Consider the following 16,145-nt stretch of genomic DNA (forward strand, 5'->3'; position numbering starts at 1 on the left):
TTTTCTGGTAGAGACTCTGGGCTACAGCTGGGATCAGGTTCACGATGAGGCAGAAGTACTGGAACACGCAGTCTCAGATACCCTCATCGAACGCCTGGATCAATTTTTAGGGCACCCCAGCCGAGACCCTCACGGGGACCCCATCCCCTCCGCTTCAGGGGAGATGACCCACCCACCGATGGCTCCGCTGAGCCACTACGCAGGTTCCCCTGAGTATAGGCAAGAACTGCCCTTAACCCTTAAGGTTGAGAGAGTCTCCGACGCTAACGCTCAGACTCTCAGGGCCTGCACCCATCAAGGAGTCATTCCCGGTACTCTTCTGACCTTACGTGAGACAAACACGGGAGGCCAGCTAACCGTTCATAACGGTCAGGGCCTCCCGCTCAGACTCAGCCCAGCAGAGACAGAGGCGATCTTCGTGTCTCTGCCAGCAAGCTAGGCTACAGTTGCCATTTTGCGAGCCCGCCAGTGAGCCAGAATTCCGTGCCTAGGGGCAAACAGGTAGGTGATCCCAAAAATCGTTCCTAGAGCTAGGACTACGGTACCTCCTACGGAAACATCAAATAGGTAGCCGCAGAAGAAACCCAGTAGAGCCCCGCTTACCGATACCGCGATAGAGATAATGAACATGGAATTGAATTTATCGGTCAGTAAGCGGGCAGTAGACCCTGGAATGACCAGTAGAGCCACCACCAAAACAACTCCCACGATCTGAAGAGCCAGTACCGAAGTCACTGCCAGGGCCACCAACAAAATAGCTGAAAGGGCACGCGGGTTGAGCCCGATAGCGTGAGTGTAACCAGGGTCAAAGGCGTAGAGAATCAAATCCTTACGCTTAATCATAAGAATCGAGATCACCAGAGCAGCAAGCACTACTACCTGCACTAGATCTAGCCATGACACTCCCAGCACATTGCCAAAGAGCACTGAGTGCAGATCAACCTGAGAAGGGAAGGCAGATAGTAGGACCAGCCCGAGGGCAAACATGGTGGTAAAGACGATGCCTATAGCAGCATCTTTACGAACCCGCCCCCCAGATGAGACGGATCCGATTAAAGCCACAGCAGTAAGAGCCGCCAGAACCGCACCAATGGCATAGGGGATACCCAAAATGTAGGATATCGCTACACCCGGTAGAACCGCATGCGAAATACCATCACCCATGAGTGAAAGCCCCATCAGCACTAGCCAGCAGGACAGCAAGGCACAGACCGTGGCGGCTACCACCGTTACGAGTAGCCCCCGTTGCATAAAACCATAGCTCAGAGGCTCGATAATGAGTTCGTACATGCTAATTTGCTCCTGCCTGATTAAGGGGGTCTACTCCAAAAGCCCGAATAAGGTTCGATGGTTCTAGCACCTCTTGGGGGCTACCTCGTGAGATAACCCTATTGCGCAACAAGACAGCGCTATCCGCTAAATCCGCTAAATTAGCTAGGTCATGGGTGGAAATAAGAATACTGGCACCCGAATCGCGGAGTTCTTTGAAGAGACTAATCAGCATAGCTTCACTCTTTTTATCGACACCGGCAAAAGGCTCATCCAGGAGCAGGATCCGGGCCCCTTGGGCTAAGCCTCGAGCAACAAAAGCTCGTTTTTTCTGCCCGCCGGAAAGGTTGCCAATCTGGCGGTGGGAAAGCTGCTCAAGCCCTACTCTCTCCAAAGCCTGATCAACAGCCTGAACATCCTCTTTTTTGAGCCGCCGGGTCAGCCCCAAGCGCCCATAGCGACCCTGGCTGACGATATCCCGAACCGATAGCGGGAAGCTAAAATCAATGTCCTCGCTCTGGGGTACGTAACTGACCAAGCCCTGGCGGCGGGCCTGGCGGGGGCTCAGCCCAGCAATACGGACTGACCCTGATGCAGGTACCAGACCCATAATGGACTTAAAGAGCGTGGACTTACCCGATCCGTTCATGCCTACCAGCCCACAAATATGCCCAGCCGCCAGGCTCAAGGAAGCATCACTCAGGGCAGCTACCTGCCCGTAGTGCACGGTGACATTGGAGATTTCTAACATATCCTGTGTGTTCTCTACCATGACCAGCCCTAGTCCTTTGAGCCCAGGGCATCAGCGATGAGCTGGGTATCATAACGGATCAAGTCCAGGTAGGTCGGCACCGGCCCACCTTCCTCAGAAAGAGAGTCAACATAGAGTGTTCCGCCGAATTTAGCATGGCTTTCAGCAGCGACCTGCTCCATGGAACGCGCGGAGACAGTTGATTCGCAGAAAACAGCGGGCACATTATTAGTAGCGACCTCCTCAACTATCTGGGCAATACGCTGAGCACCAGTCTGCCCGTCAGAGTTAACTGCCCAGAGGTAGGCTTCTGTTAAACCGGCATCGGCTGCCAGGTAGGAGAAAGCACCTTCACAGGTAACCAGCATGCGCTGATTGCTGGGGAGCTGGGACAGGGAATCCACCAGTTCCTGGTGAACCTCCTCCAGTTGCCCCTTGTAAGCCTTAGCGTTGTTTTCAAAGTCATCGGCGTGTTCAGGGGCGACCTCACTCAGGGCCTTGACGATGTTATCCACATAAACCTGAGCAGCTACCGGGCTCATCCAGGCATGAGGGTTAGGGTAGCCAGCGCCGGCATCCTCGGTGATGCTGATTGGCTCGATACCTTCAGTCAAGATAGCGGCCGGTGCCTTGGAATCTTGCAGGAATTTATCCAACCAGGACTCTAGGTGAAGACCGTTAGCAATGATCAGATCGGCTTCTGAAGCTTTACGCACATCTGAAGGGGTTGGGTCATAACCGTGAATTTCAGCGCCAGCCTTAGTGAGCGATTCCACCTGAACGTACTCACCCCCGATGTTCTGGGCAATATCCGCAATAACAGTGAAGGTTGCTAGGACGTAGGGCTTTTCCGAGTTGGCCTCCCCTGGTTTTGCGGAGCAGGCTGATAGGCAGATCAGGAGGAGAGCTGCGGCCATAGCGAACAGGCTCCTGCCCCAGCTTCTGCTACTGCTCTTGGCCTTATCTGCGGGAATTGTGGAAGTCATCAGTATCTTTCTTGTCTTGAGGGCGGGTTGGGGCGGTTTCCGCTGCTGAACTGCTTTGTTCATAGCTTGTACCGGCCTTATCTTTCACCGCTAACAGCATAAGTTCGTCTAGACGAACTTTTCAACGGTGACACGCCCGCACCCCGGACATCACACAACAGGGCGCCCCCTCCACAGGAGGGGGCGCCCTAAAAACATTTCACGCAAAAACCTACTTGACAGGTATTAACTCAAGACCGCCCATATAGGGGCGTAGGGCCTCGGGGATGCGCACAGAGCCATCAGCCTGCTGGTGGGTTTCTAGGATGGCGACCAGCCAGCGGGTAGTAGCCAAGGTACCGTTGAGGGTAGCCACAGGACGGGTCCCACCCTTCTTGACCTTGCCCTGGGCATCCACGGTATCGGGCATACGCTCACGCACGTTCAGGCGGCGGGCCTGATAGGTGGTGCAGTTAGAAGTAGAAGTCAGTTCCCGGAAAGCACCCTGGGTGGGGACCCAGGCTTCACAGTCAAACTTACGGGCAGCAGACGAACCCAGATCCCCTGCGGCGGTATCAATCACCCGGTAGGACAGCTCGCACTTGGCTAGCATTTCCTCTTCCCAGGCCAGCATCTGCGCGTGCATATCCTCCGCCTGCTCAAGGGGGCAGTAGACAAACATTTCTGCCTTGTTGAACTGATGCACTCGGATAATACCCCGGGTGTCCTTACCCGCTGAACCGGCCTCACGGCGGTAGCAAGACGACCAGCCCAGGTACTTCTTGGGCCCCTTAGAGAAATCTATAATCTCATCAGCATGGAAGCCCGCAATAGCGACCTCGGAGGTACCCACCAGGTAGAGATCATCGCGTTCAAGACGGTAAATCTCATCGTCGTGCTCAACATTGAAGCCGGTGCCGTTCATGGTTTCGGGGCGCACCAGGGTGGGGGTGGTCAGCATGGTAAACCCGGCAGCGGTTGCCTGGTCCAGAGCCATCCACAGCAGGGCCTGCTCAAGGCGGGCAACGTGACCCTTCAAGAAGTAGAAGCGGGCTCCAGATACCTTGGCACCGCGAACCATATCGATGCCATCCACCAGCTCGCCGATTTCAAGATGGTCGCGGGGCTCAAAACCGTCGGCGCTAAAGTCGCGCGGCTCCCCCACCTGCTTGATGACCACGTAATCGTCCTCGCCACCGGCAGGGATACCATCAATAATCAGGTTCCCCATGCTCGAAAGCAGCGCGTCCTGGTGGGCCTGAGCGGCCTCCGAAGCCGCCTTAGCCTGGGAGACCTTCTGCGAAAGCTCCTTAACTTCTGCGAGCAGGGCCTGCTTTTCTTCCTTGGCAGCCTTACCAATCTTCTTAGAGAAGACGTTCTGCTCAGCTCGCAGGTTTTCGAACTCTACGATGGCCTGGCGGCGGGCGGTATCCGCTTCAAGGATCTGGTCGATGAGGGTTTCGTCGGCACCTCGGGCACGCTGAGAAGCGCGGAAGGCATCGGGGTTTTCACGCAGGAGGTTAATGTCAATCATGCCTCTAAATCTACCGTAGTTACCCTTCCTTTTGCTGGCGGGGGTCACCTGATAGAACCGATATCCGCCAAGCTTTGCCCCTCTTCTAAGCCAGGGGTGGCAGAGGCGACACCTGACCTGCCATATTTTCAGTATGCTTAGTTCTATGCTATCCCGTTCCGCAACACTAACAGCCCTTGCCATTTCCTCGGCCCTGACCGCCAGCGGTCTCGCTCTTGCTGTTCGACATATCCAGCACAAAAGGCCCGATGTGCTACCGGTCTACCGACCCCTGCACCGTATGATTGAGCCGGGGCCACCCCAGCAGGTCGCAGTTATCTACAACCCCGTCAAGGAGCGTTCTGACTCGGTCAAGAAACTTATTACCGCAGCCCTCGAGCAGGCAGACTGGCCTGGCGCCCGCTTCTACGAGACTCAGGAAGAAGACCCCGGCCACGGTATGGCCAAACAAGCCTTAGAAGAGGGTGCCGAGCTTGTTCTAGCGGTTGGTGGTGACGGTACGGTACGCGCGGTGGCTACCGCCCTTGCAGGAACAGGCGTTCCTCTGGGTGTAGTTCCTCTGGGCACCGGCAACCTGCTAGCCCGCAACCTCAAGTTAGACATCACAGACCTGCGGGCCTGCATTAACCTTGCCTTGCATGGGGAAAACTTGGCCGTAGACATGATTCGTATGAGCTTTGGCAACACGGATCAGCTTGACCCGGTTGACTTCATTATCATGGGTGGAGCGGGGTTCGATGCCCAAATCATGACGGATACCAGTGAAGACCTCAAAGCTAAAATTGGTTGGCTCGCCTATGTAGAAGCCAGCATCAGACACATGTTCACCCGCCGTCGCCCGGCCATCATTACCGTTGACGGAGCGGAACCCATCCGCCGCAAAATACGTTCAGTCCTTATTGCCAATACCGGTAAAATTCAGGGCGGACTTAATCTTGCCTCCTCAGCTGAAGTCTCAGACGGCCAGCTGGAAGTCATAGTGCTCACACCCCGAACGCTCCTGAGCTGGATTCGCATGGCCGGGCAGTTCATCGTGCACCCCCGCCAAGCCATCTTCCCCGTAGTGGAACACTTTGTGGGCACCGAGGCCCAGGTAGACTTCCCGCAGGCGCCCCTACCCGTTGAGGTGGACGGGGACGTGCTGGGGGAAACCACCAGCCTCAATGCCAAAGTGCTCCCCGCAGCCGTGAACATCAAGGTCTACCCCGAGGACCTGCAGATCCGCTCACTCACTGACTTGCTCGATGCCCGCCAAGAACTAGCCGCCCAGCAAAAACGCTGGTGGCGGCAGGTTCTGGGCCTCTAAATATGGTGTTTGAGGGAGTCCGGGCGGCCCCCAGGGAAGAGGGATTCTACCCAACTACGAGCCGCGTCGAAAGAGCTTTCATCGTGCACAGGGTCAACCCTGGCAACCCGCTGATCCGCACGGGGGTAAGAGCCCAAAAATAGCACGCCCGGTGCTACCCGGTGCAGGCCGCGCAGGGCATCGCGTACCCGCGCATCGTAGAGGTGCCCGTCAATATCAATAGAGAAGAAATAGGCGCCCAAGAACTCGCCCGTGGGCCGCGACTCAATCCGCGAAAGGTTAATCCCCCGGGTAGAGAACTGCTCCAGCAGGTCCAGCAGGGCACCGGGCCGATCCTGCGGGAGCGGTATCACCAGGGTTGTCTTATCTGCCCCGGTAGGTTCCGGAGTCACAGCGTCACGGGCCACCAAGACGAAGCGGGTCACAGCCCTTTTGTTATCCCCAATATTGTGGGCCAGCACCTTCAACTCCGGGTGAGCCTCAGCAAGGGCTGGCGAACAAATTGCCGCATCGTAGCCGCAGTTCTGCTGGAGTAGCCCAAGGGCCGCGCCCGCTGTTGATGAACCCGGCAGGTAGCCCGCTTCCGGCTTATTCTGGGCAACCCAGTTGCGCACCTGAGCCCAGGCATGAGTGTGCGTTGAGATGGTCTGAACGTCAGCCAGGGTTGTGCCGGGGCCAGCCACCAGCACAAAAGTAATAGGGACCAGCACCTCCCGGACGATGCGGAAAGACCCATCCAGGGCGGCGATAGCATCCAGGGTGGCAGTCACCCCGCCCTCTACCGAATTCTCGATGGGCACCATAGCCGCATCCGCCCGCCCCGAACGTAAGGCATCTAGCGCCGCCGGTACAGAAGACACAGGGATACGCTCAGCCTCCCGGGCACCCGGAACGGTCAACAAAGCAGCTTCAGTAAAGGTACCCACCGGACCCAAAAAGGTATAACGCATGAACCCTAGTCTAGTGGGCAAGGGCTAGGGCCTCCGTTTTTACTGAGGAGTCACCTGGGAAACAGCCAATACCGGGGCATGTTTTGCTCATAGCGCCTGCAACACCCATAAAAGACCTGCCCACCCGCAAATGACGGGCCCCAGTTATGCTGTAGACCGAGCCAGGGCAAAAAGGTCTGCCGGTATAGGACGCTCAAGCTCCCACTTAATATGCATCGGCTTTGAACCGCTATGGGACAGGTAGGTCACCGGACCTGCGAATATATAGGGAGCAGTGCCAATCCCGTCTTCTTTGGTATAGCGTATAAAAAGTAAGGGCGCCCGCCCCAGCTCACCGTGATGCTGGTAAATCTGCCCGAGGCGACTCTCTGGGTCAGTTGAATTCTGGGAGTCCCATGCGAATTCTCTTTCAGTCACCGCATAATCTTTGTACATGGTTTCGGGAGTGAAATGTTTCTCAGACTTACTGAGGTTGACCAACAAAGCGATGGTATTCGTTGCCTGTGACTCGTAGACACCCTGCACTGCGCCCGCGGGAACGGACCTCTTTTCGTTCTCGTGAAGGCCTATTGCAGCAAAAATCTCTTCACGTGAGTAATAGGCGTGTGTGCTCAGCGGAATATCTTGTGAAATAGTCAGTGATTTTTGGGGTGCATGCCTATCCGTCCCCAGACGGTAGGCCCAGATCTGTAGGAGCTCCTGAATGAAATAAGGGTGCTGGCGGAGCTCACCCAGCCCTTGGTCTAGGGTAAATTTCTTTTCTTCCTTTCCTATCTTTCCATTAGGCCAGAAGGAAAAAAGGAGCATCCAGGCAAAACGTTTCTCCCGTAGGCTAAGGTCCTTTTCCAACACATCAGTTGTCAAAAGCCGTTGATAAACAGAGGCTCGCTCTTCGTCATTAACATTAGCCAAGGACTTAATCCGATTGGAAAGATGCTCAACGACTGATCCCTTTTCATAAAGTTCTGGGATTCTGGGAATTTGCCCTGCCTGGTCCAACAGGAAGGTAAATGTTAAACCTTTACCGTTCTTTGTCTTCCGCCCATAGATATGAGCAAGTTCAAGACCGTACTGTTCGAGGTAGGGTTCCAACAGATCCGTGACGATAACTTCAAAGTTCTTTTTCTTCTGTTCTTCAACAAATACCTTGAGGTTATCGGCCAGAACTTCGATTTTGGGGTTAAGAGCATCTTTGATGCTTTTTAGCACCTGTTCTTGAGTTTTCTTATCGAGCTGGATGCTGCAGCCCGGTGGAAGATGTGGGTTTTCGACCTCGCCGGGTGTAACTACACCAGTACGAGTTAGGGAACGCATCTTAAGGTCAAACCTAAACCCTTTGGCTTGGTTACCCACGAAATCAAGTACAACCAAGACTGCCTTATCGGGGGACCTGCGTAGACCACGGCCAAGTTGCTGTTGAAAAAGAGTCGGTGACTGAGTAGGGCGAAGCATCAACAGCGTGTCCACTTCAGGAATATCTACACCTTCGTTGAACAGGTTCACTGTGAAAACTGTAGTCAGCTCATGTTCAGGGTCTTTAAGCTGCGCGATAACCTCGCGGCGCCGGTCTGCGCTATCATTGCCAAGGAGATACGTAGCCGGTAAGTGGGCTTTATTAAACTCCTCGGCCATATACCGAGCATGTTCTCTATCTACGCAAAAGCCAATGGCTCGCATACTTCCAGGGTTAGCAATTTTTTCATCAATCTGCTGCAGGATAAGGCTTACCCGCCGCTTATTCTCGAGGTAATACCGTGACAATTCACTGTCCCGATAACTTCCTCGCTCAAAGGTGAGGCTACTAAGGTCTGTTGCGTCGTTAATGCCGTAGTAGTGAAAAGGAACCAGCAGGTCGGCTTCAAGTGCGTCCCAAAGACGAAGCTGGGTAGCAAGGCGCCCATCAAAGTATTCAGCAGCAACGTTCTTGCCATCTGTTCGTTCAGGGGTGGCAGTAAGACCTAATAGCTCTTGAGGCTGGAAATAATTAAGAATTTTTTGATAGGTAGGGGCCGAGGCGTGGTGGAATTCATCAACGATAACTACGTCAAAGTGGTCTGGTTTAAATCGTTCGCTACCAGTGCCTGCAAGGGTCTGAATCGTTGCAAAGACCTGGTCATTATATTCGGGGACCATACCTCCGAAGTATTGCTCACCAAAGTTAGCATCACGCATGACCGTGGCAAAAGCACTCTGTGACTGGTTCAGAATCTCAGACTGGTGAGCGATAAAAAGAAGGCGCAGGCGGCGGCCAGCGTCTTCGCACAACCTCTTGTAGTCAAGAGCTGAGAAGATCGTTTTACCTGTACCTGTAGCAGCTACGGCAAGGTTCCGGTGGTGGCCTTTTTGCCTCTCCGCTTGAAGCTCATCAAGCATAATGGCTTGATGCGGGTAGGGGTGAACATCAACGTATGAAAAGTTAATCCCAAGGTTCGGGCGCGCTGATGCGCCTGTACCTATTTTTGCTTGTTCTAGCGACTTATCAAGCTTTTTGCGGTCTTCATCTGACCCTGTGTAGCTTTCAAACTGGTGGGATTCCCAATAGCTTTCAAAAGCCGCATTGAATTGCCGGAGAATGCCGGGGGTAACAATATTGGATATTCTGACGTTCCATTCAAGGCCATCGGTGAGTGCAGCATGTGAAAGATTTGAACTGCCTACATATCCTGTTGAGAAGCCCGTATTACGGTGAAAGAGCCAGGCTTTCGCATGTAATCGAGTTGAATTTTTCTCGTAGCTAATCTTGACCTGTGCCCCGTATTCTTTCACCAGCTTGTCGACGGCTTTACGGTCACTAGCTCCCATGTAGGTTGTAGTAATGACGCGGAAGGGGATACCCCGCTTTTTTAGGATGTTAAGTTGCGGTGCAAGAACGTTAACACCAGTTAATTTGAGGAAGGAACACAGCAGATCAACACGATCGGCGCTCTCTAGCTCTCTCTTAAGTTCGTCGCCTAGCTGAGGCTCTTTCGGGTTGTTCGTCAACAGTGCAACATTGCTCAGCGGAGTATTGGGACGGCTTAGAGGCTTTTCTTGGTGCAGGGGTTTGAGTTCGGTGAGCTGAACTAGAGAACCCACTTTTTTCTGGCTCTCTAGCGTTAGGACTTCGTCAGATTCAGCCTGCTCTTCTTCCAAATGGTTAAGGAGAGAGTTGATGAGCATAATGCGCTCGTGGGCCTCGGTTTGTTCAAGTTTCGCAACAACTTGTTGTGCAAGATAACGCGCTAACGAAGAAACATGCTCAGAGTCATCGGCAGGGATCTCTGACTCGATCCATTCAGACTCGATGGGGAGAGCTTGGGAGAGCATCCGACGAGTCTTAAGAGTTTCGTACAGACCGATGGGGAGAACCTGTTTATTACTCATATATGCAGCATACTTCAGCCATGCTCTGAGCCGTTACGCGGCTACTGCTATAGCCCTCAGCTAGGGGCCCTAGTTTTATGTCAGATCTGTGGATAGACCAGCTACATTGGGCGTAATCTGCTGTCAAAAACGGTCTAATCGCCCCAGGTCCTTGCCAAGTCAGGTGTCCAGCACTATAAACGAACACATACACCCTAGTCACAAATATGTACCGGGAGGACTCAATGCGCACCGCACAACGAACCCTGACCTTGACCGCTCTTGCCCTCCTGGTCCTCACAGGTTGCGGTGAACAAAAGACTGGTTCAATCCCAGAGCCCTCAGATAGCAGCTCAGCCAGTAGTGCAAGCGGTGCTAGCAGTAGCGTGAGTGCTAGCGCAACAGCTCAAGAAACTGAGCACTACTCCGGTGGATCCAAGGCCCCCGACGGTGAGTACCGCCCGGCAGACGAGTTCGGTCCGGCCCAAAATGTCCCCAAACCGGTTAAACCCGAAGGTATGAATGTTGAGACAACGGAAGGCATGGAACTATTCATTAATTACTGGAATGATTTGCGCAACTACGCTATGCAAACCGGGGACGTCACAGAGATTACCAAGCTCGTAGATGAATCCTATACACAAGAATTAGAATTTTATGAATCACTTAATGAAATCTATAACTCAGGTGGATGGGTAATAGGCGGAACTAGGCAAATCCACTATAACAAGGACCTTCTTACTTCAGATGGGAATGGAGCCTACTCAATAGGTTGTAATTTTGACGTAGAAAACCTGGTTCTTTGGTCAGATGGAAAAGCTCAAGTATTTGATAACTCGGATTATATTTATAATGGAATTGAACTAAAGGTTAAGTTTAAAAATAATCACTGGACTGTGGTGACTGCAGATATTCTGGAGTCGCAGAATGGCTAAAAAATTCCAGATTTCATTAATCATTATTTTATTTTTATCATCCTGGGTGCCGGCTTCCGCAGAAGATAGCGGTAACTCATCGAATAACGAATTTGGAGTACATATAAAAAATAAAGAAGAAAAATTTATCAATGGGTTTTCTGGAGGCGTTAGCAATAAGATGCCGCCCCCAAATCCTGTCGAACCATCAACCTCAGATATCGGCTCAGCGGTTCAGATCCTTCACTTCCGGGAGCGTAAGGACCCGAATGACAGACGTGCGCGGCTTCTAGTAAATGGTGGCCCTCAGAGTGGGAGTTATTGCTTGACCGAGGGAGATCAAATTGGCATCATGGCATTGGTTCCTCCCGATTGGGGCGATGGGGCAGATACGCCCTACAACACCCCTAGCGGACTCAGAGGTTGTGTCCCCCTCACGCCAGAAGACCTTGAAGCAGCAGGTTTAGAAGCCACAGAAGTAGACGGACAAACCGTCCTACGTGCCACACAAGTTATCCTGAGCGTAGAAGATTTCAACACCTTCCCGGTCGCCCCCGCACAAGCTCACCAAGAACGAGCACCGCACACCCTCAAAAACTACAACACCAACTTCTGGGCTGACCCTAACCCCCAAGAATTTACCCGCACCATTGCCGGGCAAGAAGTCTCCCTGCGAGCTACCCCCGTTTCATACACCTTCCATTACGGTGACGGCACAACTCTAGGGCCAATCAACTACCCCGGCTACCAGCTAGGTGAAGATATCTGGGATCAGCCCACAGACACCTCCCACAAATACACAGAGCCCGGGGACTACCAGTTCACCATTACCACCAGCTACCGCGGTGAATACTCCGTCAACGGTGGACCCTGGCAGGTTATCGATGGGACCGTCGAACGCTCCACTGACCCCCAGCTCGTCCGCGTATGGCGGGTCAAAGCGGGTCTTGTCGCAGATGATTGCGAGCAGAACCCACAAGCCTGGGGTTGCCCCGGCACCTAAATCAGTGGCCGCCACCACCCAAAATACTTCACCCCAAAACTTTTCCTAGCTTACACACAGGCTTCCTGTACTCCCCACCTAGGTTAGGGTGCCATAGTTAAAACACAAGGACGAGGAGAGAAAACCCCGCAACCTTCAAGAGACTAATAATCTCGCCGTGACGATGAGTCACCTTTTCAGAGAACGTGTGTGAACCTCTGAGGCGTCGCCCCGCAAGGGGCGGTTCATGAGAAATGTGTGTGTATGGGGAAAGGGCCGCAACCAACAGGTTGCGGCCCTTTCTTTGGCCCCAAGCAACAACCCCCACCTTTCTTAATATGTCGCACATCACTATACTGATGGAAAGGCACCAAAGCAGGTAGCCGCGACTAGCAAAGCCCTTACCCCCGGCTACCACCTTGCACGAGAGGACAAGTGATGACGGCAGAAACTCCCACCCACAAAACCCGGATTATGTTCGGAGCATCCCCACGCCCCTCTCTTCTTGCCGCACTGGGATTAAGCGTTCTCGTATGGTTAGACTTTTCGGAGAATACCTGGATTGGGGCCCTGTCGGTTGTCATTGGCTTACTAGGAGTTCGCACCATGAATCCCCCTACCAGGGGTAGATTGGCCTGGTACAGTGCGGGCATCGTTCTGCTTGCAATTATGGGAAGTATCTTCATCAGTTACGCAGTTACTAGACTCCTGCCTCTCGATGATTCATCTACACTCATCGCCAGCATCTTCCTGTCTCAAGCAGTTGCGACTTTTGCCCTCTACCGTATTTTCCGTAAGCTCATGCCGGTCCTCCCCCAGGGACCAAAAGCTGGCTAACCGCTAAAGCCCCCGAATCGTCAAAACCAGATAAAGCCCCCGCTACCTCGCTCAAACAGAGAGATAGCAGGGGCTTCTATCGGCAGGCCCTAGAACTAGGTCTAGCCTGCCAGGTCCGGGAAGGCTTCAGCGACCGCAGGGCAACTAATCCTGCCGGCATCGGTGTTCAGGCCAAGCGCCAGGTCAGGGTTCTGCGCCAGCGCAGCGTCAACACCTTCCGCCAGTTTCAGCACGTAAGGCAGAGTAGCGTCGGTTAGCGCAATAGTAGAGGTACGGGGCACAGCGCCAGGCATATTAGCAACGCAGTAGTGGCGGATACCCTCGACCTCAAAGATAGGATCAGCGTAAGTGGTGGGGCGGGACGTCTCAAAGCAACCGCCCTGATCAATAGCTACATCAATGAGCAGGGCACCAGGCTTGAGGGTTTCAAGGTGCTCACGACGAACCACCTTAGGGGCCTTAGCGCCAGGTACCAGAATAGAGCCGATAATGACATCCGCACCGGCAATTTCACGCTCAATATTGGCGGGGGTTGAGTGCAAGACGCGGGCTGTTGAACCGAAGAGGTCAGCTAGCTCGCGGACACGAGGGCCGTAGCCTTCCAGAATGGTAACCTCTGCACCGAGGCCAACCGAGAGCTTAGCGGCTTGGGTACCCACGTTACCGCCACCGAGTACAACCACCCGTGCAGGCGCTACACCCGGCACACCGCCCAGGAGCAAACCCTGCCCGCCTTCGGTTCCCATAGTGTACTGGGCGGCAGCCTGGGCGGCCAGGCGGCCAGCAACTTCGCTCATGGGCAGTAGCAAGGGCAGGGCACGCCCGCTACGAACGGTCTCGTAGGCAATACCGCGAGTCTTAGCGGTCAGCAGAGCCTCAGTCAGGGGCTTGTCTGCTGCCAAGTGCAGGTAGGTGAAGAGGGTCAGGTCTTCACGCAGATACTTGTACTCGGCTTCGATGGGTTCCTTGACCTTGACCAGGAGTTCAGCCTGTGACCAGGCTTGGTCCTGGCTGACCAGCTGGGCGCCGACCCGCTCGTACTCGTCGTTGGAGAAGCCAGCACCCAGACCAGCGTCCTTCTCAATAAAAATCTGATGGCCTGCTTGGGTGAGAGCAAGAACGCCGTCAGGGGTCAGCCCAACGCGCTGTTCCTGGGGCTTGATTTCGCGGGGTACGCCAATGCGCATGAGAGGTGTCTTCCATTCATTTTCGTCGTTGAAAAAAGCTGGTTTCAGCCTACGCCTTTTCCTTTGGCACCCACAAGCCACCTCACCTTTATAACTCACTATGAAGGGCCTCTGTGCTCATCAAGACCAGACTCTACCCCTGACCTGTGAGCACAGTCACCGCCTGAGGGTCTGAATCCTTGAGGAAAGTATCAATACGCTCAGCCTCATCGGTCTCACCTATCACAGCGGCAGTTTGCCCCAGCAGCAGTAGCGCCAGAAGGAAGCCCCGGTTAGGTTGGTGGGCCACAGGGATGGGGCCGTGGCCGCGCCAACCATTACCTCGGAGGGCATCAAGCCCGCGGTGGTAGCCTACACGGGCGTAAGCGTAAGCCTCCACGGTACGGCCAGCCGCGAGCGCTTCCTCAGCCAGTAGAGCCCATGCCAGTGAGGACTTAGGGAAGGCCTGGGCCAGCTCTTGCGGCGTATCACCAGCTGCGATGCGGGCATCCAGATCCGGGTTCTCCGGCAGGTAAGTGGGGGCAGGGCCATCTAGTAGGTTCTTACCGGCAAGGGACATGCGGTGCTCCTTTTGTGAAAAGTTGTAATTACACAACAGTCTACTCGCAGGCCCTAAGAGTACAGCAGCTAGCGCGAGGCAGATCAACAGTCGCAGGGAAGAGGAACTCTGCCCAAGCCCGCTTTAACCGGCTGTTCACACCGGGAAAGCCGACGCTTAACAGCCTGCAAGCTACCGCCCCTATGCAGGGGTGGCCGGCACCTTAGAATTACAAGGTCATTGTTCCGGGAACAGAAGCGCAAGACCCTTCTCGCTCAGCCTAATACGTAGAGGCCGGGATGAAACTCGCTGGGCAAGCCCCTGCTCCTCTAACTCTGTGATGTACTTTCGGGTGGTGCTCCTTGACTTACCTATTACCTCGCTCAAAGTATCCCAATCCAGCCCTCGTTCACCACCAAAGAGGTGAACTTGGCCAAGAATAAAGAGCGTAGAAACGGTATCCTGCGGTAGCTCAGCAGACTGCGACAAATGGTGTACATGAAATTTAAGGCCCTCCATGAGATACTTTTTGTCTACAAAATCGTCAATAAGCCTCTGTTGGGCATCCCGGATAAAACCGAGCATAGTCTGGACAAAAGAAGTGGCGTCAGCCATGTTGAGCGGCTCTTCCACCTCCGTAAAGGCCTTATAGTATTCGGCTCTCCTCTGGTTGATGAGGTAAGAGAGCGTCAGCACGGTATAAGCAGAAAAAACTTCCTGGAGCTGAACGCTCAGTAGGAACCTACCCAATCTGCCGTTGCCGTCGTAGAAAGGGTGTACAGCCTCAAACATGAAGTGCGAGACCACCCGCGACAGGAGAGAAGGCGCTTCATCATCTGCAAGGTGATCCAGCATGGCTTGGAGCTGTTTATTTATGTCCTCTTCGGTGGCAGACCCGGCATGAATACCTTTATCTGCGCCGTCATAGACATATACCGGATTTAGCCTAAACAGGTCCCCATCAGGCCTGTCTTCTGTCACAATCTCAGCACCAAATAGGCGGTCATAAATCTCCCGAATCTCATCTAAAGTTGTAGGAGCTTTGACCTGGCCGTCTGAAAGTTCCAGATAGAGCCTAGCAGTTTGCCGGAATTTCCTATTCTCACGCGGCTCCGCTTCAAGAGCCTGCTGGATCTCGTGCCGGGTGGAGCGAACCCCCTCAATCTCATGGCTTGCAGTAATCTCCTGGGTAATAAGCTCATAAAGATAGCTACGCCGGGCAGCTAGGGGGATATCCGCCGCAAGTACTTCTAAAGTGCGTTCATTCAGCAAGACTTGCTCTTGCAAGAGTAAGAGCTGAGGGGTCACAGCGTAGAACAGTTTGTTCCCGTTCATCTCAAAGTTGGTCTCGAACCCATTGCTTCGCCTGCGCTGAGCTTCCTGCTCTGCTGTAGAACGGTCATCTTGGTGGAAGACAGATTTAAGGGACTTATACTTCTTCATCTGGTTTACCTCCTACCTCTTAAAAACCGATCTTTTTACGTTTTAGCACCTACCTTAGCTAACTCTTAAACGTAAAAACGCCGCTTTTTACGTTTAAGGGTCGCCGGGGCACACAGCTAAAACGTAA

14 protein-coding genes are annotated in these 16,145 nt (G+C 53.8%); 5 read left to right on the forward strand and 9 right to left on the reverse strand.

The annotated features are described in order from the left end of the window. Positions 1-439: metal-dependent transcriptional regulator (locus tag ACN080_RS09870; RefSeq protein WP_419113689.1), on the forward strand; the 439-nt coding region annotated here is incomplete at its 5' end. Here ACN080_RS09870 and ACN080_RS09875 read toward each other — a convergent pair. The 4 genes from ACN080_RS09875 to serS form a co-directional block, all read right to left on the reverse strand. Further along, the gene (locus ACN080_RS09875) at positions 436-1,296 is read right to left on the reverse strand and encodes a metal ABC transporter permease (RefSeq protein ID WP_419099439.1); all 861 of its coding nucleotides are present in this window, start codon (positions 1,294-1,296) and stop codon (positions 436-438) included. The two genes, ACN080_RS09870 and ACN080_RS09875, sit on opposite strands and share 4 nt — an antisense overlap. Then, entirely contained in the window at positions 1,292-2,041 is a 750-nt protein-coding gene (locus tag ACN080_RS09880) for a metal ABC transporter ATP-binding protein (protein WP_419098999.1), read from the reverse strand. Before ACN080_RS09880 ends, ACN080_RS09875 begins: the two co-directional genes overlap by 5 nt. A gap of 8 nt (positions 2,042-2,049) precedes the next feature. Continuing rightward, entirely contained in the window at positions 2,050-3,006 is a 957-nt protein-coding gene (locus ACN080_RS09885) for a metal ABC transporter substrate-binding protein (protein ID WP_419113690.1), read from the reverse strand. Positions 3,007-3,217: 211 nt separating this feature from the next. Then, positions 3,218-4,519, reverse strand: coding sequence for a serine--tRNA ligase (gene serS / locus ACN080_RS09890; RefSeq protein WP_419104150.1), 1,302 nt, complete (start codon positions 4,517-4,519; stop codon positions 3,218-3,220). A gap of 145 nt (positions 4,520-4,664) precedes the next feature. Between serS and ACN080_RS09895 the strand changes: the two genes are divergently transcribed. After that, entirely contained in the window at positions 4,665-5,825 is a 1,161-nt protein-coding gene (locus ACN080_RS09895; protein ID WP_419104149.1) for a diacylglycerol/lipid kinase family protein, read from the forward strand. Here the strand turns inward: ACN080_RS09895 and pheA are convergent. Together pheA and ACN080_RS09905 are read right to left on the reverse strand one after the other, a co-directional pair. Then, entirely contained in the window at positions 5,822-6,775 is a 954-nt protein-coding gene (gene pheA, locus ACN080_RS09900) for a prephenate dehydratase (protein WP_419104148.1), read from the reverse strand. The genes ACN080_RS09895 and pheA overlap by 4 nt on opposite strands. 144 nt (positions 6,776-6,919) lie before the next feature. Further along, positions 6,920-10,138, reverse strand: coding sequence for a DUF3427 domain-containing protein (locus ACN080_RS09905; RefSeq protein WP_419098994.1), 3,219 nt, complete (start codon positions 10,136-10,138; stop codon positions 6,920-6,922). 224 nt (positions 10,139-10,362) lie between these two features. Here ACN080_RS09905 and ACN080_RS09910 point away from each other — a divergent pair, with 224 nt between their 5' ends. The 3 genes from ACN080_RS09910 (at position 10,363) to ACN080_RS09920 (ending at position 12,850) form a co-directional block, all read left to right on the forward strand. Beyond that, positions 10,363-11,052, forward strand: a complete 690-nt coding sequence (locus ACN080_RS09910; protein WP_419113691.1) for a DUF6318 family protein — start codon at positions 10,363-10,365, stop codon at positions 11,050-11,052. A 331-nt stretch (positions 11,053-11,383) separates the two neighbouring features. Next, positions 11,384-12,034: a hypothetical protein gene (locus ACN080_RS09915; protein WP_419098992.1), complete on the forward strand. Its 651-nt coding sequence runs from the start codon at positions 11,384-11,386 to the stop codon at positions 12,032-12,034. A gap of 417 nt (positions 12,035-12,451) precedes the next feature. After that, a complete protein-coding gene (locus tag ACN080_RS09920; protein WP_419110957.1) occupies positions 12,452-12,850 on the forward strand; it encodes a hypothetical protein in 399 nt (132 codons plus the stop codon). Between the two features lie 101 nt (positions 12,851-12,951). Here ACN080_RS09920 and ald read toward each other — a convergent pair whose 3' ends face one another. The 3 genes from ald to ACN080_RS09935 form a co-directional block, all read right to left on the reverse strand. Continuing rightward, positions 12,952-14,037, reverse strand: coding sequence for an alanine dehydrogenase (gene ald / locus ACN080_RS09925; RefSeq protein ID WP_419104145.1), 1,086 nt, complete (start codon positions 14,035-14,037; stop codon positions 12,952-12,954). Between the two features lie 133 nt (positions 14,038-14,170). Beyond that, a complete protein-coding gene (locus ACN080_RS09930; RefSeq protein ID WP_419098989.1) occupies positions 14,171-14,596 on the reverse strand; it encodes a DUF3151 domain-containing protein in 426 nt (141 codons plus the stop codon). A 216-nt stretch (positions 14,597-14,812) separates the two neighbouring features. After that, entirely contained in the window at positions 14,813-16,018 is a 1,206-nt protein-coding gene (locus ACN080_RS09935) for a Fic family protein (protein WP_419113692.1), read from the reverse strand. Positions 16,019-16,145: the final 127 nt, after the last annotated feature.

Origin of the sequence: Rothia sp. CCM 9416 (genome assembly GCF_048513535.1) — a bacterium.
Lineage (GTDB): Bacteria > Actinomycetota > Actinomycetes > Actinomycetales > Micrococcaceae > Rothia.